At 36.8% G+C, this 23,194-nt stretch carries 25 protein-coding genes; 3 read left to right on the top strand and 22 right to left on the bottom strand.

The window, feature by feature from the left end:
- Window positions 1-137 precede the first annotated feature (137 nt).
- On the bottom strand, window positions 138-1,376 hold the full coding sequence (locus tag ACXVYO_RS21650) for a DNA polymerase IV (protein ID WP_458468438.1): 1,239 nt from the start codon (window positions 1,374-1,376) through the stop codon (window positions 138-140).
- A gap of 141 nt (window positions 1,377-1,517) precedes the next feature.
- Here ACXVYO_RS21650 and ACXVYO_RS21645 point away from each other — a divergent pair, with 141 nt between their 5' ends.
- A complete protein-coding gene (locus tag ACXVYO_RS21645; protein ID WP_375810881.1) occupies window positions 1,518-1,718 on the top strand; it encodes a hypothetical protein in 201 nt (66 codons plus the stop codon).
- A 44-nt stretch (window positions 1,719-1,762) separates the two neighbouring features.
- On the opposite strand, the gene ACXVYO_RS21640 is transcribed toward ACXVYO_RS21645, so the two are convergent.
- Entirely contained in the window at window positions 1,763-2,881 is a 1,119-nt protein-coding gene (locus ACXVYO_RS21640; protein ID WP_458468437.1) for a tripeptidase T, read from the bottom strand.
- Between the two features lie 127 nt (window positions 2,882-3,008).
- Complete coding sequence (locus ACXVYO_RS21635; RefSeq protein WP_033657628.1) at window positions 3,009-3,554, bottom strand: GNAT family N-acetyltransferase; 546 nt, start codon at window positions 3,552-3,554, stop codon at window positions 3,009-3,011.
- A gap of 189 nt (window positions 3,555-3,743) precedes the next feature.
- On the opposite strand from ACXVYO_RS21635, the gene prli42 reads away from it, so the two are divergent.
- Window positions 3,744-3,836, top strand: coding sequence for a stressosome-associated protein Prli42 (gene prli42, locus ACXVYO_RS21630; RefSeq protein ID WP_458468436.1), 93 nt, complete (start codon window positions 3,744-3,746; stop codon window positions 3,834-3,836).
- 72 nt (window positions 3,837-3,908) lie between these two features.
- Here prli42 and ACXVYO_RS21625 read toward each other — a convergent pair whose 3' ends face one another.
- The 19 genes from ACXVYO_RS21625 to ACXVYO_RS21535 form a co-directional block, all read right to left on the bottom strand.
- Window positions 3,909-4,148: a DUF3894 domain-containing protein gene (locus tag ACXVYO_RS21625; RefSeq protein ID WP_061678088.1), complete on the bottom strand. Its 240-nt coding sequence runs from the start codon at window positions 4,146-4,148 to the stop codon at window positions 3,909-3,911.
- A 131-nt stretch (window positions 4,149-4,279) separates the two neighbouring features.
- Complete coding sequence (locus tag ACXVYO_RS21620; protein ID WP_458468435.1) at window positions 4,280-4,840, bottom strand: L,D-transpeptidase; 561 nt, start codon at window positions 4,838-4,840, stop codon at window positions 4,280-4,282.
- 16 nt (window positions 4,841-4,856) lie between these two features.
- The gene (locus ACXVYO_RS21615) at window positions 4,857-5,825 is read right to left on the bottom strand and encodes an aromatic acid exporter family protein (RefSeq protein ID WP_073516445.1); all 969 of its coding nucleotides are present in this window, start codon (window positions 5,823-5,825) and stop codon (window positions 4,857-4,859) included.
- Window positions 5,826-5,925: 100 nt separating this feature from the next.
- The gene (locus tag ACXVYO_RS21610) at window positions 5,926-6,648 is read right to left on the bottom strand and encodes an amino acid ABC transporter ATP-binding protein (RefSeq protein WP_073516446.1); all 723 of its coding nucleotides are present in this window, start codon (window positions 6,646-6,648) and stop codon (window positions 5,926-5,928) included.
- Window positions 6,641-7,300, bottom strand: coding sequence for an amino acid ABC transporter permease (locus ACXVYO_RS21605; protein ID WP_073516447.1), 660 nt, complete (start codon window positions 7,298-7,300; stop codon window positions 6,641-6,643). The genes ACXVYO_RS21610 and ACXVYO_RS21605 overlap by 8 nt, the downstream gene beginning before the upstream one ends.
- A 36-nt stretch (window positions 7,301-7,336) precedes the next feature.
- Window positions 7,337-8,116 carry a transporter substrate-binding domain-containing protein gene (locus ACXVYO_RS21600; RefSeq protein WP_458468434.1) on the bottom strand — a complete coding sequence of 260 codons (780 nt, stop codon included), beginning with the start codon at window positions 8,114-8,116 and terminating at the stop codon, window positions 7,337-7,339.
- Window positions 8,117-8,519: 403 nt separating this feature from the next.
- A complete protein-coding gene (locus ACXVYO_RS21595; RefSeq protein WP_002008492.1) occupies window positions 8,520-8,933 on the bottom strand; it encodes a BrxA/BrxB family bacilliredoxin in 414 nt (137 codons plus the stop codon).
- A 143-nt stretch (window positions 8,934-9,076) separates the two neighbouring features.
- Window positions 9,077-9,484 (bottom strand): YjdF family protein, encoded by a 408-nt coding sequence (locus tag ACXVYO_RS21590; RefSeq protein ID WP_458468433.1) that lies wholly within the window; start codon window positions 9,482-9,484, stop codon window positions 9,077-9,079.
- 122 nt (window positions 9,485-9,606) lie between these two features.
- Window positions 9,607-10,071 carry an NUDIX hydrolase gene (locus ACXVYO_RS21585; RefSeq protein WP_458468432.1) on the bottom strand — a complete coding sequence of 155 codons (465 nt, stop codon included), beginning with the start codon at window positions 10,069-10,071 and terminating at the stop codon, window positions 9,607-9,609.
- 69 nt (window positions 10,072-10,140) lie between these two features.
- Window positions 10,141-10,845 carry a DUF421 domain-containing protein gene (locus ACXVYO_RS21580; RefSeq protein WP_458468431.1) on the bottom strand — a complete coding sequence of 235 codons (705 nt, stop codon included), beginning with the start codon at window positions 10,843-10,845 and terminating at the stop codon, window positions 10,141-10,143.
- 106 nt (window positions 10,846-10,951) lie between these two features.
- Window positions 10,952-12,130 (bottom strand): FtsW/RodA/SpoVE family cell cycle protein, encoded by a 1,179-nt coding sequence (locus ACXVYO_RS21575; protein WP_000831199.1) that lies wholly within the window; start codon window positions 12,128-12,130, stop codon window positions 10,952-10,954.
- Window positions 12,131-12,470: 340 nt separating this feature from the next.
- Window positions 12,471-13,787 (bottom strand): dihydrolipoamide acetyltransferase family protein, encoded by a 1,317-nt coding sequence (locus tag ACXVYO_RS21570; protein ID WP_000257676.1) that lies wholly within the window; start codon window positions 13,785-13,787, stop codon window positions 12,471-12,473.
- Between the two features lie 15 nt (window positions 13,788-13,802).
- On the bottom strand, window positions 13,803-14,786 hold the full coding sequence (gene bfmBAB, locus ACXVYO_RS21565) for a 3-methyl-2-oxobutanoate dehydrogenase subunit beta (protein ID WP_000290073.1): 984 nt from the start codon (window positions 14,784-14,786) through the stop codon (window positions 13,803-13,805).
- Between the two features lie 13 nt (window positions 14,787-14,799).
- Window positions 14,800-15,801 carry a 3-methyl-2-oxobutanoate dehydrogenase subunit alpha gene (gene bfmBAA / locus ACXVYO_RS21560; RefSeq protein ID WP_000852551.1) on the bottom strand — a complete coding sequence of 334 codons (1,002 nt, stop codon included), beginning with the start codon at window positions 15,799-15,801 and terminating at the stop codon, window positions 14,800-14,802.
- Between the two features lie 27 nt (window positions 15,802-15,828).
- Window positions 15,829-17,250: a dihydrolipoyl dehydrogenase gene (gene lpdA / locus ACXVYO_RS21555; RefSeq protein ID WP_000090438.1), complete on the bottom strand. Its 1,422-nt coding sequence runs from the start codon at window positions 17,248-17,250 to the stop codon at window positions 15,829-15,831.
- Between the two features lie 4 nt (window positions 17,251-17,254).
- On the bottom strand, window positions 17,255-18,358 hold the full coding sequence (gene buk, locus ACXVYO_RS21550; protein WP_000056194.1) for a butyrate kinase: 1,104 nt from the start codon (window positions 18,356-18,358) through the stop codon (window positions 17,255-17,257).
- A gap of 87 nt (window positions 18,359-18,445) precedes the next feature.
- On the bottom strand, window positions 18,446-19,546 hold the full coding sequence (locus ACXVYO_RS21545; RefSeq protein WP_000171356.1) for a leucine dehydrogenase: 1,101 nt from the start codon (window positions 19,544-19,546) through the stop codon (window positions 18,446-18,448).
- 34 nt (window positions 19,547-19,580) lie between these two features.
- Window positions 19,581-20,480, bottom strand: coding sequence for a phosphate butyryltransferase (gene yqiS, locus ACXVYO_RS21540; RefSeq protein ID WP_458468430.1), 900 nt, complete (start codon window positions 20,478-20,480; stop codon window positions 19,581-19,583).
- Window positions 20,481-20,675: 195 nt separating this feature from the next.
- Complete coding sequence (locus tag ACXVYO_RS21535) at window positions 20,676-22,748, bottom strand: sigma 54-interacting transcriptional regulator (RefSeq protein WP_458468429.1); 2,073 nt, start codon at window positions 22,746-22,748, stop codon at window positions 20,676-20,678.
- Between the two features lie 136 nt (window positions 22,749-22,884).
- Here ACXVYO_RS21535 and ACXVYO_RS21530 point away from each other — a divergent pair, with 136 nt between their 5' ends.
- Window positions 22,885-23,118 (top strand): DUF2627 domain-containing protein, encoded by a 234-nt coding sequence (locus ACXVYO_RS21530; protein WP_073516457.1) that lies wholly within the window; start codon window positions 22,885-22,887, stop codon window positions 23,116-23,118.
- Window positions 23,119-23,194 lie beyond the last annotated feature (76 nt).

Genomic DNA, 23,194 nt, shown 5'->3' with positions numbered 1-23,194 from the left:
ACTTGATTTATTCAATAACTCTTTTGCTTGTAGTGAAAAAGAAACAATTTGTTTTCTATAAAAACTTTATAGTAAAAATTTCATAATTAATTTTAAAAATAAAAGGTGTCATGATATGTACAGCCTCATGACACCTTCTACATAAACTTATTTTCTAATTTTTGTTGAAAAGACTTTTCCTGCTTACGTAATAATTGGCTACCTCGTTGTAAAAGAGGCATTCCATATTTATCATTAATTTGATCGATGACAGCAAGTAGCGGCTCTTCTTTCGCATCTTCTTCAAATGAAAACAAATCTAATTGTTTCACCGATTCTGTCTTCCACTCTATTTCTGTAGCTGTAACACCTAGTAAACGAACGGAATCACCGTCCCAATGTTGCTTCCATAAACGAGATGCTGCCTGAAAAATATCTCGTTCTTCCCAAATCGCATTTTTCAATTGCTTACTCCGCGTTACTGTCCGCCTATCATGATATTTAATCATAATTTGAATATTATAGCTGACAAGAGTTCGCTTTTGTAATCTTTTGCTCACTGATTTTGATAGCCGTTCTAACATATCAAGTAACTCTTTCTCTTCATCCATATCCTTTGAAAAAGTCATCGAATTACCAACGCTTTTATGTTGTCCCATTTGACTCGGGTCAACTTCCCTATCATCCATACCTTTTGCCCGTTGTTGTAAATCAACACCATGCTTTCCAATTTTAGCGCGAATGATATGTTCGTTTCCTTTTGCTAACTGCTCAATTGTTTGTATATGAATATCATTTAATTTTTCAGCTGTCTTTTCTCCAATCCCATGCATCGCTCCAACTGGAAGTGGCCAAATCATTTCTGGAATATCTCGTTTTCGAAGCACCGTAATACCGAAAGGTTTTTTCATATCAGAAGCTGTTTTTGCTAGGAAAAGGTTAGGAGCAATTCCGATGCTACACGGCAGCTGTAACTCTGTTAATAATGCTTGTTGAATCATCTTTGCTATTTCAAGAGGCGAACCGAGTGCGTAGCAATCTGTAATATCTAAATACCCTTCATCTATTGAGACTGGTTGTATTTTTTCCGTAAAACGGGAAAGGATTTGAAACATTTGAAATGAAGCTTCACGATATAATGTAAAATTAGGACGCCTTACAACTAATTGTGGACATAACCTCTTTGCTTCCCAAAGAGGCATCGTCGTACGTATTCCATAGTCTCTCGCCTCATAACTACATGTTATGATAATTCCTTTTCTTTCTTTTTCATTTCCAGCAACCGCTAACGGCTTTCCTTGTAATGATGGGTCATGAGCAATTTCAACAGATGCGAAAAAACAATTCATATCTACATGTAAAATAACACGACCCTTTTTCGGATACATTTCTCGCATAGTACTCACCCCTTCAAAGAACATTTGTTCCTTCATTATATCAAATTCATGCACAATATAATAATTACTTATTCTTTTTATCCCTATTTTTGCTATACTTAATACGAGTTATGGATATTATTGTAAAATGAGTGATTTGTTATGAAATCACACAGTAAACTCAACTATACATTTCTCGTTATTATATTAATCATCTTAATTAATTATTTATTACTCCCTATTTTTGATATAAACGTAGCAGGAATCCTTCCAAGTCTACTGGGCATTATAACAAATGATATACTGCCATGGATTTTCTTGTATTGGCTGATCCGCCTTGTAAAAGCAATCGAATCAAAATAAAAAGCGTGTAAATCAATTATGATTTACACGCTTTTCCTATTACATTACTTCGCTACTTCTTCAATAATTGCAACAACTAATTCTGCTGTTTTTGCTAATTCTTCAACAGGAATCTTTTCGTTAGTTGTATGAATTTCTTCATAACCAACCGCTAGGTTAACTGTTGGAATACCATGTCCTGCAATTACGTTTGCATCACTTCCGCCACCACTTTGGTGAAGAGAAGGTGTACGACCAATGTTTTCAGCTGCACGTTTTGCAACTTCTACAACGTGATTGCCATCAGCAAATTTAAATCCTGGGTACATAACGTTTACTTCAACGTCTGCATGACCACCCATTTCTTTTGCAGTTGTTTCAAATGCTTCTTTCATTTTCGCAACTTGTACTTCCATTTTTTCATTGATTAAAGAACGTGCTTCTGCAAAGATTTGTACATGATCGCAAACGATATTTGTTTGTGTACCACCTTCAAAACGTCCAATATTTGCAGTTGTTTCAGAATCAATACGACCAAGTGGCATCTTCGCAATTGCCTTCGCTGCGATAGTAATTGCAGATACACCTTTTTCTGGTGCTACACCAGCGTGAGCTGTTTTCCCGCGAATAATTGCATTCACTTTCGCTTGTGTTGGAGCTGCAACAACGATTTCACCAACTTTTCCATCGCTATCTAATGCATAACCGTATTTCGCTGTAATGCGCTCACGATCTAATGCCTTTGCACCAACAAGACCAGATTCTTCTCCAACTGTAATAATAAATTCAATTTTACCATGCGGGATATTTTTCTCTTTTAAAACACGAATTGCTTCGAACATTGATGCTAATCCTGCTTTATCATCTGCACCTAAAATCGTAGTACCATCTGATACGATATATCCATCTTTAATAGAAGGCTTAATTCCATTACCAGGAACTACTGTATCCATATGAGAAGTAAAGTAAATTGTATCAACACCATCTTTTGTTGCTGGTAAAGTACAAATTAAGTTACCTGCACCATGACCAGTAACAGTCATTGTGTCATCTTCAAATACTTCTACACCTAAATCTGTAAATTTCTTTGTTAATACTTTGCAAATTTCTGCTTCAAATTTCGTTTCAGAATCTACTTGTACTAATTCCATAAATTCATTTACTAAACGTTCTTGATTAATCATAAGACTGCGCCTCCTGCACTACCATTATGTATGTAACACTATTAATTATAACAGAATTTCGCAAAAGTTTCGAAATACAAGACAAAAAACAGACGGTTTATATGTCTAGATAACCATCTGCTTTCTATTACTCATTTAACAATACCCAGCGCATATGATCTTCCCATACTCCATTTACCATTAACATCTTCCTAGACACGCCCTCATATTGGAAGCCTATCTTTGTCACTACTTGTATAGATGCTAAATTTCGTGGCATAATCGGTGCTTCTATACGATGTAACTGAAACTCTTCGAAGGTAACTTGAATAGCTTTTCTAAGTGCTTCTGTCGTATAGCCTTTATTTAATTCTGCCTTATCTAATTTATAGCCGAGCACACAAGATTGATAAATGCCGCGAACAATTAAATTAAATGAAATACACCCAATAATTTTTGTATCATCACCCTTTTTAAAAATCCAAAGTCTGATGATTTTACCTTCTGCAAACTCTTTTCTATCCTTTTGTAACTTTTTCTTTTGATAATCTAACGTAAAAAAATCGTCCGGTCTATACTCTTCCCAAGCTTTTAAAAATTCACGATTTCTGTCGTAATATTGAAGAACTTTTTCAGCATACGACTCATCAATTTCCCTTAAATGTAAACGATTTGTTTCATATATTTTCATCATCGTATCTCCATTCTTCAGCTTGCATAACAAAAAACTTATACTCTATCATTATTATATATTCTCTACATACATACAAATTTCCTGTTATACTTTACACACACTTCTCGAATTTTGTCACTTCTCTCCTCTTGTCCACAATATCATTTCTCGTTACAATGATATTGTACTGATTTGCAAGGAGGTATAACGATGCATAAAAAAGCTCAAAAAGTTATGGTCTATGTAATGCTAATTTCTATGCTTATAACAACATTACTTGCTGGCGCAAGTATGTTTTGGTAAAAAGGACGATGTGTTCGTCCTTTTTTTACTTTTTATACATAACAAAATAAACCATCTCGATATCGAGATGGTTTATTTTATATAAAGCACAATCGCTACAATACTAAAGGAAAATGACATTATAAGTGCTGTTATAAAACTTGTATATTGTTTCTGCTGAAATGCTCCAATAACAAAAGTAAGGTTGAGTAAAGCCATACATACAATTGCTACAAGATAAGAACATATATTAAAAGTTGCCAATATGAATGTAATAACAAATAGAAATCCCATAAAAAATTGCATATACGAAATTTTTGGATTCAGGTACATATGAGCAACCCCTTTATCTAATTTTTACCCCGATTGGTGCGGACTGATAATCAGCGGGTAAAAACCTTCCACTGATTAAAGTTTCACTTTATCTTTCTATACTCTCATTAACTCATGGTTATGTACACATGTCAAGACAACTTATTACAATAGAAAAAGCCAACCTTTTTGTTGGCTTTTTCATATGCAATGGCTCCTTTTTGTTTTGCCAATTGCTGAAATGATTTCTTTGACTTCACAATCCATACTTTCGTTCCAATTGGAATGCGATCAAATAAATACTCCACATCGTTTTTCTTCATTCTTATACATCCTTGTGAAATATACTTTCCAATTGAACTAGGTTGGTTTGTTCCATGTATTCCATATTTACTTCCATCAGTTCCTCTTGCATTAAATCCAATCCACCTTGACCCAAGCGGATTTTTCGGTGATCCCCCTGGAATATCCTTCGCAATATAATACGGATCCTTCGCTTTCATTACAACATCAAAAGTTCCCTCTGGAGTTAATTCATTTGTTTTCCCTGTCGCTACTGGAAAAACCTTTTGAATCTTTCCATCGTCAATATAAGCTAGTTTATTCGTCGCTTTATTTACAATAATGAAAGGATCTCCGGCACGTGGATTATCACCAAGAGGCCAAATAGGTGATAAAGAAAGACATAATATGAAAGAGAGAAGATACGGCATAAATAATTCCTACCTTCTATATAAGTTCTTTTATATTATCCTTTCCCTTAAAACGACTTTTAATGAGTAAATATTGCTCCATTTCATACACAAGTTGAACAAGCTTCGCACGTATCTCAAACTCTTCACGTGTAACTGGCAATGGCATGTCTCTAAATAATTCTCTCATTTCTTGCAGCTGTCTTAAGGAAATAACCCCAGTACTCTCAGGGCTAATAGCATTCCCAATGTTTTCAACCACATCCGCAATCATGTCAGCTTGTTCATATGTCCATGATAAAGAAGCTGCTAATGGTATCATCCGCTCTAAAATTTCGAATTGTTGCATGCGCATATTAAAATAACGATAGTAATAGCCATCTTCTCGCATAAATGCATTCTCAAGTTTCTTAAAAGATAAATCCCTTGCTTCATTTAACATATTTTCAGTTTCAATAAGTTCTGCCCCGCTCCAACTACTTTCTCTGTTTCGTAAATAAACGACCATTTCAAACAAAATTGTTTTAAAATTGCTTTCTATTGTATCCTGATACTCTTTTAGCTTATTTTCACTACTTGGCATATACATATTCACTAATAAAGCAACGCTAATTCCTATCGTTAATATCGCAATTTCATTTCCAACAATAAGCCATGTAATTTGTTTCAATGAATATAGATGCATCACAATAACTGAACTCGTGACAATACCTTCTTGAATTTTAAGCATAACTGCAGTCGGAATAAATGTAAGTAATAATATACTAATTGCTAGCGGTGTATATCCAACTGTTTCAAAAATGCAAAACGCGAATACCATTGATAATACACAAGCTAAAAAACGATGTAACGATACTTGAAGTGATTTACGTTTCGTATTTTGTACACATAATATAACTAAAATGCCCGCTGAACTATAAAATTCTAATCCTAATAACTGAGCAATAAAAACTGCTGCGCCTGTCCCTATTGCTGTTTTTACTGTACGGTATCCAATTTTGAACATAGCATTGCTCCTATATGTATAAACGTATTTACAGCTAGTATAAAAAAAGGATGACACAATGTCATCCTTTTCTACTTATTATTCACGTAACCGTTACATATTACAATATTTTTTGTAAAAATTGTTGCGCACGTTCACTTTTCGGTGCTGCAAAAAATTCTGCTGGCGCACTATCTTCTACAAGCTTTCCACCATCTAAAAAGAGAACACGATCCGCTACTTCTTTTGCGAATCCCATTTCATGTGTAACAATCGCCATTGTCATTCCTGTCGTAACTAATGATTTCATAACTTCTAGCACTTCTTTTACCATCTCTGGATCTAGCGCTGATGTTGGTTCATCAAATAACATAACTTCTGGTTCCATCGCTAACGCTCTCGCAATTGCTACACGTTGCTTTTGTCCTCCCGAAAGACGGTTTGGATACGTATCTTTTTTATCTAATAAACCGACCTTTTCTAAAAGTTTCTCGGCTTTCTTGTCAGCTTCCTGTTTCGTTATTCCTTTTACATTGATAGGAGCATACGTAATATTTTCTAATACAGTCATATGAGGAAATAGGTGAAAATGCTGAAATACCATTCCGACATTTTCACGAACGTGCATAATATTCGTTTTTGGATTCGTTACTTCTTCCGTTCCAATCCAAATGTGACCATTTGTCGGTGCTTCTAGCACATTCATACAACGTAAAAATGTTGATTTCCCTGACCCAGACGGTCCAATAATTGCTACTACTTCCCCTTTTTCAATCGTTGTTGTAATCCCTTTTAATACTTCGTTTTTTCCAAATGATTTATGAAGGTTTTCAATTTTAATCACTTTTCTTCATTCTCCCTTCAATTGCCTTCCCGACTAATGTAAGAATAATGACTAACATATAATAAATTAGTCCAACAAAAAGTAATGGTTCAAGATATTTAAACGTCTCACCGCCTACAATGTAAGCACGGCGCATTAAATCTGTCGCTCCTATTACTGTTACTACAGCCGATTCTTTCGTAAGTGTCGCAAACTCGTTCACAAGCGCTGGTAATATATTTTTTAATGCTTGAGGGAAAATGATATTTCGCATCATTTTCCCGTAAGGAATCCCTAAAGCCATCGCTGCTTCTGTTTGTCCTTTATCAACCGCTTGAATGCCGGCACGAATTACCTCTGACATATATGCACCTGAATTTAAGCTAAATGCTAATACAGCTGCTACGAATGCTGGTATTTCATAACCAATTATTTGCGGGACACCGAAATAAATAATCATTAATTGCAATACAAGTGGTGTACCACGGAAAATTGATGTATAAAAATCTGCCGCTATATTTAATGCTCGTATTCTAGCAATTTTGCAAAGTGCTAATAACATTCCTAAAATAAACCCTACTAGCGCTGATACTGCTACAATTTTCAAAGTAACTTCTAGGCCTTTTAGTATATATGGTATCGAAGGCGTAATCGCCGAAAAATCTAAGTTCATTCTTTTCATTCCCCTCACTGAAAAGTGAAAGGCAGCTTATTTTTCGCTGCCAAACCATTTCTTCACTAATTTATCCATTTCTCCATTTTCTTGCATTTTTTTAATCACTTTATTAAATTCTACTGTTTTATCACTGTTTTTCGGAAGGGCAATTGCTGCTCCTACTTCTTCTGGTGCTTCTTGAATTTCAATTCCTTGTAATTCTTTCATTTTTTTCACATAATTTTTAGCAACTGTATCTTCTATAATTGCAGCGTCAAAACGACCAGCTTTAATTTCTTGTACGATTTCTGGTATACGGTCACGTCCCTCAACTTTGAAATCTACTTGTTTTTTAAATTCTGCCGCTTTCTCTTCTTGAATAGATCCTGTTTGTACCCCTACTTTTTTCCCTTTTAAATCCTCTACAGATTGAATGTTAGAATCTTTTTTAGAAACGACCATGTTTTTCGCAACAAAATAAATATCTGTGAAATCAACATTATTTTTACGGTCTGCAGTCGGCGTCATACCTGCCATTACGAAATCAACTTTTCCTGAGCTAAGAGATGCTAATAAACCACCAAAATCCATATCTTTCACTTTCACTTCATAACCAAGTTCTTTTCCGATATATTTAGCAACATCGACATCAAAGCCGATAATTTCATCACTTTTTGAAGCTTCCACGTATTCATATGGTTTATAATCTGCTGAAGTCCCCATAACCAGTACCTTTTTATTTTTTCCACTAGCCTTTTCTTCCCCATTACTACAAGCACTGAACATACTTATAATTAAAATAAGTGCAAACGATATTGATACTAACTTCTTCATCTTTCTTCCCCCTAATAATGTATATTTAAAAGTTTAATAGAATATTTATTCGATGTTTGTATTGTATCAGCACTTTCATTTTTATGCAATATATAAAATAAAAATAAATTAAACAACAATATTAATAGCGTTTCACATGCATAAAATAATGCATAAAACAACATAACTATGCATGTCCCATAAAGTGAAACTTTAATCAGTGGGGGTTTTCTTCATCCCCACTGATTATTAGCCCTCACCAATCGGAATTTTATGGGCAACCCGACCCCCACCTAACTTCTTTGCTTTCGCTGAATTTTGAGGTGGGGGTCTTACTGCCCATTAAAGCGGGATAAATTTTAATACTAAATAAAAAAGGCGGTACATCCACTTGATTGTGGGCGTACCGCCTTTTTGCTTATTTTTATAGCTCTTCGCAATTCTCTTCGAAATAAGATTGTAGTTTTGCAATAACTTGCATTGGTTCATGACCTTCAATTTCATGACGTTCTACCATCGTTACAATTTTTCCATCTTTTAATAAAGCGAATGATGGAGAAGAAGGTGGATATCCTTCGAAATATTCACGAGCTGTTGCTGTTGCTTCTTTATCTTGACCTGCAAACACCGTTACAAGATGGTTAGGACGTTTATCATAATGTACGGAATGCGCAGCAGCTGGACGAGCAATACCACCTGCACAACCACATACAGAGTTTACCATTACAAGTGTTGTTCCATTTCTTTTAAACGCTTCTTCTACTGCTTCCGGCGTCGTCAATTCTGTATATCCAGCAGAGACAATCTCTTCACGCGCTTGGCGGACAACATCATTCATAAAAAAGTTAAAATTAATCAATCTTTTCCCTCCTCTAAAACTACCTATTTGTATCTTACCAGTTAATGTTTATGAAATACAAGTAAGTTTACTTGTATTTGGGTATAGAAAAGGTGTTAGAGCTCTTGCTCTAACACCTTTTCTTAATGGCCACGATGCTTTTGCTTTGCTTTTTGTACTTTGATTAAACGTCTTCTTTGTTTTTCAGCTTCTCGCTTCTCCTTAGATTGCACTTTCTTTTCTTGTTTATGCAGTTCATAGGATAAGCTAATTGCTTCTTGTGCCTTAGTAAAACGCTTTACATTTACTTCTTTTGCCGCTTGTCGTATGATACGTTTTATATTTTTGGGACGCTGTTTTTCTTTCACTTCCACACCACATTTTGCAACATGCTGGAAATATGCTAACATTGGACCATTCACAAATATAAGTACTTCTTCATCTGAAGGTTCCATTCCAAAAATATACCTTGCTCCATACAACTTCCCTTTTTCTTTACATGTAATAATTCCAACAAAAAATTGACCATCGTGATATACTGTCAACTCCATTGACAGCCCCTCCTAAAAAAAATTTAGAAATACTGGACATCCCGGAGGGGAAGGTTACTGACATGAAATCATGCGTCTGGACTACCGACCAGAACTGTGTTTTTGTATTTCTTTCACTATTATTATATCTTTTTTTCCATAATCTTCATATATTCAACAATCATTTTTTTATGCGATCCTACAATATAGTCAGGTAGTTCTGTTAGTGGGAAGAATGTAAGCTGAACCGCTTCTTCTTTATTCATAACAAACTCCCCTTCGTATTCCTCGGTGTAATAGGCTGTCGTTACGGATTGAAATTCATCACCATTTGCTAGTTTTGTAAAATAGTTCGCTCCTGAAAATACATTAATTAATCGCAGGTTCTTCACTTCTATTCCTGTCTCTTCATATACTTCACGGCAAGCTGTTTCTTCTGGTGATTCGCCAAGCTCCATTAATCCGCCAGGCAATCCCCATTTTCCGTAAGGCTCTGTTCTTTGCTGTAATAATACATATCCATGTTCATTTATAACGAGTACAACAGCACCAACTAAAATTAAAGGGCGATGACCAACTATTTTTCGTAACTCCTCTACATATCCCATCGTATCCCTCCTTTTTCGTTGTCCACACTATTGTATCATATGTATGAAACGACAAAATGCGTATATTTTTCATTTTTTTAACAAAATATTTATTTTATGAGCTTCATCTACTGTAGCTAACATAATGGATTCGACTTCTGCACTCTTCTCTAGAAATTCTCTCGCCCACTCTTCTGTTTTCCCTACTAAAGCTAGAACATCTTGCTGAATGCTCCCATCCTTTACTAATACAAAAGAAACTGGAGATTTTTTTGCCGCTACTTTCAGATCAAGCCGCGAAACTGCTTCATATTCTGGATACTGAAATATCGAAACAACACCATTCGCTTCCCACAATGCTAATTTAATCGTTTGAATATCACTCACATTTCGCATACGAAGTTCCGAAAATAAATATTCCACCGTAATTCTCGCTTTTTTCAAATTGCTAAAATCAATGGAACCATTGTGTATAAGAATAATAGGTGCTGGCTCTAAAAAGCGTCTCCATCTATCCCATTTCAACATTAAGACTGAGCTTATAATGTGAAGTACAACGAGTATGAACGTTGTAATCATCGAGCCGAGTAATCCCACTTTTTCATCAGATAATGCGTTAGAAATATTCCCACCAAGCAATAACACTAATACGACATCTAAGAAACGAAGTTGTGCGATGGACCTTTGTCCCATCGCTTTCGCAACTAATATTAAAAATATGTATGCTATAATAGCCCGAATAACCCACTCACTATTAGAAAGATGCCGTGCCCCTTCAAAAATATGCATATGCATCACTTTGCACTCCTTACCCGTCTCAAACTGCTATTCTGTTTTAGTTTGCAACGTTTAAGAGCATATATGTAAAAAAGCTGGTTCGCATTTACACGAACCAGCTTTTTTACTTAACAGAAAACATATACTTTTTATACGTTTTCCGTACCGATAATATGAGACCCATCATAATCATATTCGAGAACAAGGAACTTCCCCCATATGATAAGAAAGGTAATGCAATCCCTTTTACAGGCATTAATCCAACGATCATACCGATGTTTTGGAATATTTGAACCGTTAATATCCCAATTGATCCAGCACATAATAATGTACCGAATAAATTATCAGCAGAATAACCAATAATAATTGTTCTATATAGTAGTAATAGGAACAAGAATACAACTAACGCTGCTACGATAAATCCACCTTCTTCGGCAATTGTAGCAAAAATAAAGTCAGTATGCTTCTCAGGGATATAGACGTTCCCTTCACCAAAGCCTTTCCCTTCCATACCGCCACTACCTACAGCTAAAATCGATTGCTGTGTTTGATAACCTTGATCTGCATTTTCAAATGGATTTAACCAACCTACAATACGTGATTGTTGGTGAGGTTTTAGTAACGTAACTAAATTATTAAAGAAGAAATCCTCATACCTTACGTAAATAAATATTAACGTAGATAATACGGTCACCGGAATAACTGTACATAACGCTATCAATTTCTTCTGAATACCTGACATAAATAAAATACATGCAATAGCAGCAGCGTATAAGAACACCATCCCTGTATCCGGTTGGCTATATACAACAGCCATAGGCGGGAGGGATACTAGCATAATTTTACCTACTAATTGTAAATCCGTTTGGAATGTTCTTGCCATATACTGTGCATTATGCTTCACCGCTATACTTGCTACTACGAGAAGCAATGAAATTTTGAAAAACTCAGATGGTTGAATTTGTCCAACTAACGGAAACACAAACCATCTTTTTGCACCTAATTTTTCAGGTGTAAAGGTGGAAACTGGTAGTATTTTCAAAAGAATAAGTGAACCAAATCCAACGATATAAAGTGGCCAAGACAATTTTTGTAATTGATCTAAGTCGATGCTTGCAACAAGCAGTAACAATACAACTCCAATTATGTAGTTCAAACCCTGTTTCATCGCAAAGTTTGCCTCTCCATATTGGCCAGTTTGCTGACTGCTATATATAGCAGCTATACTCGTAACACATAGTGCAAACAAAATTAATATTAATTTTACATCTAAACTTTTTAGAAACTCGGTACTTCTTTTCATGACATCCTCCTGAAACATTGTTACAGCAAAATAAAAAACCAGGAGTCAACATTCTTCATGTTTTGACGACTGATTACACATTATCTATAAAACACTTATATAGAATAACTCTCTTTTTCATACAATACAATATATTATACTACAGTTTCGTCAGTAAGATTTGCCAAAAAAATTATTCTTTTCTTATTTTATATCTATATACCATATATCAGCAATGTATTTTCGTAAATTTCTAATACATACTCGTTCATTGTAAGATTGCCGGGAAAAGTGTTGTACATATAGTAGGATGTAAATGAAGAAATAAGATGATAAAAAGCTCGCATAAGCGAGCTTTTTATCAATATACCGATGTATTATTTTCTGACGTATTTTCTAGAATTTCTTTTACACGTCCTAAGAACTTACCACAAATTAGGCCATCTAGTACACGGTGATCAAGTGATAAACATAAGTTAACCATGTCGCGAGCACCGAACATACCGTTATCCATAATGACTGGGCGTTTTACAATTGATTCAACTTGTAAAATAGCCGCTTGTGGGTAATTAATAATACCCATAGATTGAACAGAACCGAATGATCCTGTGTTATTAATTGTAAATGTTCCACCTTGCATTTCGTCCGCTTTTAACGATTTCGTACGTACTTTTCCTGCAAGCTCTGTAATTTCACGAGCGATACCTTTAATCGTCTTCTCGTCCGCGTGTTTAATTACTGGTACAAATAGTTCATCCTCTGTTGCAACAGCGATAGAAAGGTTAATATCTTTCTTCTGAACAATCTTATCGCCAGCCCACATTGAATTGATTTGAGGATATTCTTTTAACGCTTGTGCTACTGCTTTTACGAAGAAAGCAAAGAACGTTAAGTTAAAGCCTTCGCGTTTTTTGAAATCACCTTTAATTGAATTACGGTATGACACAAGGTTTGTCACATCTACTTCAATCATCATCCAAGCGTGTGGCGCTTCGTGTTTACTACGTAACATGTTCGCTGCAATTGCTTTACGCACACCTGTTACTGGAATTTCGATATCGCCAGGCATTGTTGGTACAGAAACTGGTTTTGCCGCTTCTACTTTTTGTGCGACTGGCGCTGCTTTTGGTGCTTCTGGACGAGCTTCTACTACTGCTGCTACCGCTTCCTCTTTCTTAGCACCTGCTTGTGGAATATTTCCAGATTCCACAAGCTTTAAGATATCTTTACGAGTGATACGGCCATTTGCTCCCGTACCTTCTACTAGATCTAAATCAACGTTATGCTCACCCGCAAGTTTTAAAACAGCTGGTGAAAAACGTGGTTTTCCATCAGTTGGTTGTTTTGCTTTCGGTGCTTTTTCAGGCGTAGCTACTTCTGCCTTTGGTTCTTCTTTTGTTTTTTCTTCAACAGCTGTCGCTGCTACTTCATCTGCGCCTTCTACTTGAATAACACAAACTACTTCACCTACAGCTAACGTCTCACCTTCACCAGCGATTAACTCTTTCACAATACCAGTGAAAGAAGATGGTACTTCAGCATTTACTTTATCAGTCATTACTTCTGCAAGCGGATCATACTTATTTACGTGATCGCCAACATTAACGAGCCATTTACTAATTGTACCCTCTGTAACGCTCTCCCCGAGCTGAGGCATTGTGATATTTTCTACAGCCATGTATAGTCCCCCCGATTAAAATTCCGCAAGTTCACGCATTGCTTTTTCAACTTTATCTGGATTTACCATAAAGAATTTTTCCATTGTTGGTGCATATGGCATTGCTGGAACGTCTGGACCTGCAAGACGTGCGATTGGCGCATCTAAATCAAACAGACAGTTTTCAGCAATAATTGCTGCCACTTCACTGATAATACTTCCTTCTTTATTGTCTTCTGTTACAAGAAGAACTTTACCTGTTTTAGAAGCTGCTTCAATGATTGCTTCTTTATCTAATGGATATACAGTACGTAAATCAAGAACGTGTGCAGAGATGCCATCTTGTGCTAACTTTTCAGCTGCTTGAAGAGCAAAATGAACACATAATCCGTATGTGATAACAGTAATATCATCACCTTCACGTTTTACATCTGCTTTTCCAATTGGTAATACGTAATCATCTTCTGGCACTTCACCTTTGATTAAGCGGTATGCACGTTTATGTTCAAAGAATAATACTGGATCTTCATCACGAATTGCTGCTTTTAATAAGCCTTTTGCATCATATGGTGTAGAAGGGATAACAATTTTTAAACCTGGTTGGTTCGCAAACATCGCTTCCACAGATTGTGAATGATACAATGCACCGTGAACCCCCCCGCCAAATGGGGCACGAATTGTAACTGGACAAGTCCAATCGTTATTAGAACGATAACGAATTTTTGCTGCCTCAGAAACAATTTGGTTTACTGCTGGCATAATGAAATCAGCAAACTGCATTTCAGCGATTGGACGCATACCATACATTGCTGCACCAATTGCTACCCCAGCAATTGCAGATTCTGCAAGCGGTGCATCAAGCGCACGATCTTCACCAAATTGATCATACAAACCATGTGTCGCTTTAAATACGCCACCTTTTTTACCAACATCTTCACCTAAAACGAATACTTTCTCATCGCGTTCCATTTCTTCGCGCATTGCTAATGTAATAGCATCAATATAAGACATTACAGCCATGAAACGTTCCCCCCTATTCTGCGTATACGTGCTTCAATGCATCTTCAGGTGCTGCATACGGAGCATTTTCTGCATATTCTGTTGCTTCATTTACGATATGCATAATTTCGTCTAACATTTGTTTTTCAGATTCCTCAGTTAACACACCAGCTTCTTTTAAATAAGCAGCAAATGTTATAATTGAATCTTTTTTCTTTGCTTCTTCTACTTCTTCTTTATCACGATAAACACGATCATCGTCGTCACTAGAATGTGCTGTTAAACGATATGATACTGTTTCAATTAAAGTTGGGCCTTCACCACGACGGCCGCGGTCTGCAGCTTCTTTTACAGCTTTATATACTGCAAGTGGATCGTTTCCGTCTATTGTATATCCAGGCATACCGTAACCAATTGCACGATCTGATACATTTTTACATGCTAATTGTTTTTCAACTGGAATAGAGATTGCGTATTTATTATTTTCACACATGAAAATAACAGGTAGTTTGTGTACGCCCGCAAAGTTTGCACCTTCATGGAAGTCACCTTGGTTTGAAGAACCTTCTCCAAATGTAACAAACGTTACTAAATCTTTCTTTTCCATTTTTCCAGCTAATGCAATACCAACTGCATGTGGTACTTGCGTTGTTACTGGAGATGATCCTGTCACAATACGATTTTTCTTTTGACCGAAGTGACCAGGCATTTGACGACCACCAGAGTTTGGATCTCCAGCTTTCGCGAAAGCAGACAACATAAGTTCTTTAGCTGTCATACCAAACGCTAGTACAACACCCATATCACGGTAGTATGGTAATGCATAATCTTTCTCTCTATCAAGAGCGAATGCTGCTCCAACTTGTGCCGCCTCTTGTCCTTGACAAGAAATTACGAATGGAATTTTACCAGCGCGGTTTAATAACCACATACGTTCGTCGATTTTACGTGCAAGTAACATCGTACGGAACATCTCTAATACTTGCTCATCACTTAAGCCAAGCTCTTCATGGCGCTTTTCTTTTACTTCTGCCATTTTTCATAACCTCCTAAATCCACATTTTTATGCGTGTAACGCTTTTCCATCTACAGCTAATGCTGCTTCACCAATCGCCTCAGATAATGATGGATGCGGATGAATTGTATGTGCTACTTCCCACGGTGTTGCATCAAGTACTCTTGCAAGACCAGCTTCAGAAATCATATCTGTTACATGTGGTCCAATCATGTGAACACCAAGAATGTCATTTGTTTCTTCATCAACTACAAGTTTTACGAAACCATCTGATTCGCCGTATACAAGTGCTTTTCCGATTGCACGGAATGAGAACTTACCTACTTTTAACTTATAGCCTTTTTCTTTCGCTTCTTGTTCTGTTAAACCGACAGAAGCAACTTCCGGACTACTATATACGCATTTTGATACCATAGAATAATCAATTGGTGTAACTTCTTTACCCGCAATATGTTCTACTGCAACAATTCCTTCATGAGAAGCAACGTGAGCAAGTTGTAAGCCACCGATTACATCTCCAATTGCGTAAATATGAGATTCTTTCGTTTGATAAAACTCATTTGTTTGAATGTATCCTTTTTCCACAACGATATCCGTATTCTCTAAACCAATATTTTGCGTATTGGCTTGTCTTCCTACAGATACAAGCATTTTTTCTGCTTTAAATTCTTTATTCTCACCGTTATGTTCAGCTTGAATTGTTACTCCATTATCTTTTACCAATGTTTCTGGTAATACTTTTGCACCAGTTACCACTTTAATACCTTTTTTCTTGAATAGACGTTGCATTTCTTTTGAAACGTCCTGATCTTCTAGTGGTAGTATCGTTTTCGCATACTCTAATACTGTAACTTCTACACCGAAGTCAGCAAGCATAGATGCCCACTCAATACCAATTACACCGCCACCAACGATAATAATCGAGCTAGGAAGCGTTTCCATTTTCAGGGCATGATCGGAAGACATTACATACTCTCCGTCTAATTCTAAACCTGGTAATGAATTCGGACGAGAACCTGTTGCAACAAGTACATTTTTTGGAATTAACATTTCATTCTCTTCTCCACTTGCAAGTTCAACTGAAATTGTCCCTGGCATTGGAGAGAAAATAGATGGGCCAAGAATACGGCCAATACCTTCAAACACATCAATTTTACCTTGTTTCATTAAGTGCTGAACGCCTTTATGAAGTTGCGTTACAATCTTCTCTTTACGCTCTTGCACTTTCGCAAAGTTTAGTTCTACATTACTTGCAATAACCCCGAACTCTTCGCTTTTTTTAGCAGTTGCGTATACTTCCGCACTACGCAAAAGAGCTTTACTAGGAATACATCCTTTGTGCAAACAAGTACCACCAAGATTTTCTTTTTCAACAAGTGCAGTTTTTAAACCTAGTTGCGATGCTCGAATAGCAGCAACATATCCACCAGTACCGCCGCCAACGATGACTAAATCATATTCTCTTGCCATTATCTCAACCCCTAGCTACTGTTTGTTTTTCTCGTACAACATACTCTTTCGGCGCTTCTTCTTCACGTAATACACGAAGTGCTCCTTCTGCTAATGCTTGTAATTCATCTTCCCCTGGATGTACGATAACATCAGCAATCCAGTCCACACGTTCTTTTATTTCATCGACAAGAATTTTACTGTACGCAAGTCCACCAGTTAGAACGATTGCATCAATTTTTCCGTGAAGTACAGCGCTAGCTCCGCCAATCTCTTTTGCAACTTGATATGCCATTGCTTTATAAATAAGAGTTGCTTCCGGATCACCTTTTTCAACCATTTGTTCTACTTTAATCGCATCATTTGTACCGATTAGACTTACAAGTCCACCTTGTCCAACAAGCTTTTTAATCATTTCGTCACGGTAATACTCACCAGAGAAACACATCTCAACTAATTGCCCTACCGGTACTGTACCAGCACGCTCTGGACTAAATGGTCCTTCACCGTTTAAGCCGTTATTCACATCAATAACTTTTCCTTTTTTATGAGCACCAACTGTAATACCGCCGCCCATATGTGTAACTAATAAATTTAAATCCTCGTATTTGTGATTTAATTCTTCAGCTACTTTACGAGCAACTGCTTTTTGGTTTAATGCATGGAAAATGCTTTTACGTTCCATACCAGCAATACCGCTTATACGAGCAATCGGCTCCATTTCATCTACAACGACAGGATCTACTATGAATGCTGGAATATTTAATCCAGAAGCGATTTCATATGCTAAAATGCCTCCAAGATTTGAAGCATGATGACCACTAAATCCATTTTTTAAATCTTCTAACATCGAATCGTTTACTGTGTATGTTCCGCCTTCGATTGGACGAAGTAATCCCCCGCGCCCACAAACTGCGTTTAACTTTGAAATGTTAATACCGTGAGAATGTAGAACTTCTAAGATCGTTTCTTTACGAAATTCATATTGGTCGATAATTCTCTTATATTTTCCAATTTGTTCTTCGTCATGACGAATAGTCTCTTCTAAAACGGGTCTTTCATTATCAAAAACACCAATTTTTGTGGATGTACTACCCGGATTAATAACAAGAATTCGATTTAAGGACACTGTTGCTACCTCCACTAATAAATTCAAAAGGAAGTGGAAACCTCATAAGAGGTAACCACACCTTTTGTAAAAGTAATATATGAATGATTAGCGACGGCTAATAATGTCGTGACCGTTGCGTAAGTATGTGCTACGAGAGTTTTTCAAGCTTGCAATGCGCTCTTCAGCTAGACGATCTGCTGCTACATAAGTTGCAATGCCATCGCGTTTTGAAATTTCGATTACTTTTGCAATTGTGTCATAAATTGACTCAACACGTTTTAGTGCACGTTCTCTATTGTATCCATATAACTCGTCTGCTACGTTAATTACACCACCTGCATTAATAACATAGTCTGGTGCGTATACAATACCCATTTCATGAATCACGTCGCCGTGACGATCTTCTTTTAATTGGTTATTTGCAGAACCTGCGATTACTTTTGCTTTAAGTTGTGGAATAGTTTCGTCATTAACTGTTGCGCCTAATGCACATGGTGCGTAAATATCACATTCAACACCGTAAATTTCATTTGGTTCAACTGCTGATGCACCGAATTCTTCTACCGCGCGTTGTACAGCTTCTTTATTAATATCTGTAACAATTAGTTTTGCTCCTTCAGCGTGTAAATGTTTGCATAGGTGATATGCTACGTTACCAACGCCTTGGACAGCAATTACTTTTCCTTCTAAATTATCAGTACCGAAAGCCTCTTTCGCAGCTGCTTTCATCCCACGGTAAACACCGTATGCAGTTACTGGAGATGGGTTACCAGAAGAACCGAATGATGGTGAAATACCTGTTACAAAGTCAGTTTCTTCGTGGATAATATCCATATCATCTACTGTTGTACCAACATCTTCAGCTGTAATGTAACGCCCGTTTAGTCCTTGGATGTAACGTCCTAATGCGCGGAACATCGCTTCGCTCTTATCTTTACGTGGATCACCGATAATTACTGTTTTCGCACCACCTAAGTTTAAGCCAGCTGCTGCGTTTTTATATGTCATCCCTTTTGCAAGACGCAATGCATCTTCAATCGCCGCTTCTTCAGAATCATATGTCCACATTCTTGTTCCACCAAGAGCTGGTCCAAGTGTTGTATCATGAATTGCAATAATTGCTTTTAAACCAGATTCTTTATCTTGACAAAATACTACTTGCTCATAATCATATTTTTCTAAGTATTCGAAGATTTCTAATGTCATTGTCGTTTCCCCCTAGTGTTTTACCCTATTTGGTTTATTTTGAAGCAGTCGCAACTGCCAATGCTAATGAATATACTTTTGTTTCTGCTGAATCAGCACGAGACGTTAAAACAATCGGTGCTTTTGCGCCAGCAATCATTGCTCCTACTTTTGCATCCGCAAAGTATACGAGTGATTTGTATAGCACATTTCCAGCTTCAATCGTTGGGACGAGTAAAATGTCTGCCTTACCTGCTACATCACTTACTATGCCTTTATGTTCTGCTGCAATTTGTGATACTGCATTATCTAAAGCAAGTGGTCCATCAACGACACAGTTTTTAATTTGTCCGCGGCGATTCATTTGAGTTAACATCGCTGCATCAATTGTCGCTTGCATCGCAGGATTCACAACCTCTACCGCTGCAATTGGTGCTACCTTTGGCAAATCCATTCCTATTGCCTGGGCAACTTCTACAGTATTCTGTATAATAGCAGCTTTCTGTGTTACATCAGGTGCAATATTCATCGCTGCATCTGTAACAAAAATTAGACGATCGTAATTTGGAACTTCAAATGCTGCAACGTGTGAAAGTACGCTACCTTTACGAAGTCCCCACTCTTTATTTAATACAGCTTTCAAAATATTTGCTGTTGGGATGTTTCCCTTCATAAGCACATCTGCTTCGCCATTTCTTACAGCCTTAACAGAAAGTTCTGCAGCCTCAGCACTTGATGCTGCTGCAATCACTTCAATATGTTCTGAAGTTTGTAAACCATGTTCTTGTAACATCCCCATTATTTTTTCTTGATTTCCATATAGACGAAATTGAGCTAGCTGTAATGTACTTGCTTTCGCTACAGCTTCAATTACTTCATGATCTTCAGCTACTGCTACAGCCACAGTTTTTTTAGGCTGTCCTACTGCTTGATCAATTAAGTGTTCTAACTTCATATTTTGTAATCAACCCTTTCCGTCGTCCCTCGTCTATTTATAAAGCAAATACCGTGCCAACTTTTGAAAGTGGTCCTACCAATAATGAAAACGCATTCAAAATGCAGTAAAATCAATACTTTGGAAAATAACAAAATATTCTGTCTTGATTTGTCGCATTTTGTATACCATGCAATAAATTGCATGGTACGCAATTTATTGCATGCTATTTTTTGCACACTCATACTTTTCTAGCTTGTAATATAAATTTCGAACCGAAATTCCTAACGCTCTTGCCGTTTGTGTTTTATTTCCGCCAAACCTCTCTAAATATTCATGAATGATATTCCCTTCAAACTCTGTCACTAAATGTTCAAGTGGCTTTTCCTCCAACTCGGGTAATAAATGAGTTTGCTTTGACTCCACCTGCTCTTCATTATGTAATGGCGGTAAATGGTGCACATCAATATAGGTCTCGTTATAATTCATAAAGATAATAGCTCTCCCCAAAATATTTTCAAGTTCTCTCACATTTCCTGGCCATTCATATGATTGTAAATATAAAATAGCTGGATCAGTGAGCCCCTCTATATTTCGGCCATAATCTTGATTAATTTTTTGAATTAATCTTTCTGCGATTGCCGGTATGTCCCCTTTACGCTGACGAAGAGATGGAATTTGAATTGGAATTTTATTTAATCGATAATATAAGTCCTCCCTAAACTCTCCTTCTAGAATGCCTTTTTCTAAATTCACATGTGTCGCTGCAATTACCCGGACATTTATAGGTATCGCTTTCGTTCCACCAACTTTTACAATTTCTTTTTCTTGCAACACGCGAAGGAGTTTCGCCTGCGTATTTGCAGATAGTTCCCCTATTTCATCTAAAAAGATACTACCGTTATTTGCTTCCTCAAAGAATCCACGTTTTCCGCCTCTTTTCGCGCCAGAAAATGCACCTTCCTCATAACCGAATAATTCACTTTCTAGCAACGTCTCCGAAATAGCAGCACAGTTTACACGAACGAATTTATTATATTTTCGATTACTTCCATTATGGATGGCATGTGCAAACAATTCTTTACCCGTTCCAGATTCTCCGCGTAGTAATACTGTCGCTGGTGTATTCGCCCCAAGTTTTGCCTGCTCGATAGCCGCCGTTGTTTCATCAGAATTTCCGACAATGTCATCAAATGAATATTTCGCTTCTAACGTTCGAATAATTTGCCTTGCCCTATTCAATTCATTTGTTAATTTTTGAATTTCTGATACGTCACGAATTACACCAACGCTCCCTTTCAATATCCCATCCACAATGACTGGTGCTACGTTTACAATTACATCTCGCTTTTTTTGCCCAATCTTCATATGTATCCCTCGTACCGCCCTACGCGTTCGAAGTACTTTCATATGCATACTTTCACCTTCTACAATATCAGTTGTAGCTGGCTTTCCAATAATGTCCTCTTCTGTTAAACCTGTTAATTTCGTATACGCAGGGTTAATTACTAACCCTCTTCCTTTTTCATCCACGACCGAAATCGCTTCCTCAGACGAGTTAATAATCGCCTCAAGTAACGTTTGAATCTCCTTTAAATCTGTAACTTCTTCCGCAAGATCTACAACTTCTGTTATATCTTTAAAAATCGCAAATGCCCCTTGTACCTCTCCTCCCTCTTTTAATATTGGAATACGGGTTGTAATAATTTTCTTTTCATTCTCTAATGTCAGTTCATAATTTACTTCTATTTGTTTCGTACGTATAATCCGAAGCAATTTACTAGTCGGAATAACTTCTAAAATATATTTCCCTACCGCATCTTCTTTTTTATATCCGATAATACGCTCTGCACTTTTATTAAACAGGCGAACTTGTCCCTCTCGATCAATCACAATCATACCGTCATGTGTAGAATTTAAAATTAAATCCCCTTGCTGCGTTTGTTCTTCTAATTTTCCAATTAAATCTTCCTTCTCATGTGCTAATCTCGTAACAATTTTCGCAATATCGCCTGGTATAAGAAGCGTATCTTTATGCTTCTTCTTTAATAAAACTTTATGTAAATCAGCGTCACCTGTCATATCAAACATTACATCAATGTGCATAGCAAGAAACGGCGTTACACTCTCTCCAATCGTAACCCCATATTCCGTAGCCATTTGTAATCCTTTCGCTAACGGATTTATATCAATAATCCCTATAATTTGAAATATATTTGAACTTTGTAACAGATTCAGTAGTGTACTACCACCTTCACCGGCACCAACAATTAACACTTTTTGTTTCATATATTACACTTCCTCTCGAAGTATCTCTGCAAAATTTTTCACACCCTTATCTTACTCGTTCAACCCCCTCTTGACAAACCCCCTTCCCATATAACATCATTAAAATAAACAAAATAATCTGAAAAGGAGCGTTTTTATGCAGCGTTACCTTGCTCTATCATTAGCACTCATCCCTATTTCATTAGCTGTGTTTGGCATTAAGTTAATGAGAGATACTGTATTTGGGATTCTATTTCCGCCACTCTCTATACTGTGGTTACAATTTTTAATTGGCGCTCTTTGCTTCGCGTTCGGGTTTTATATTTTTGGTGGCTTCGTCTTACACCGAGACCGTAAACGAAATAAAGTACAAGCTCGCTTTAGAAGATAAGAAAGCCCCACTATTTATAAAGTCAAACTTTAATCAGTGGGGGTTTTGTTCATCCCACACTGATTATCAGCCCTCA

This window comes from Bacillus sp. BC08 (genome assembly GCF_054326875.1).
This window is presented reverse-complemented; position numbering and strand designations above follow the sequence as displayed.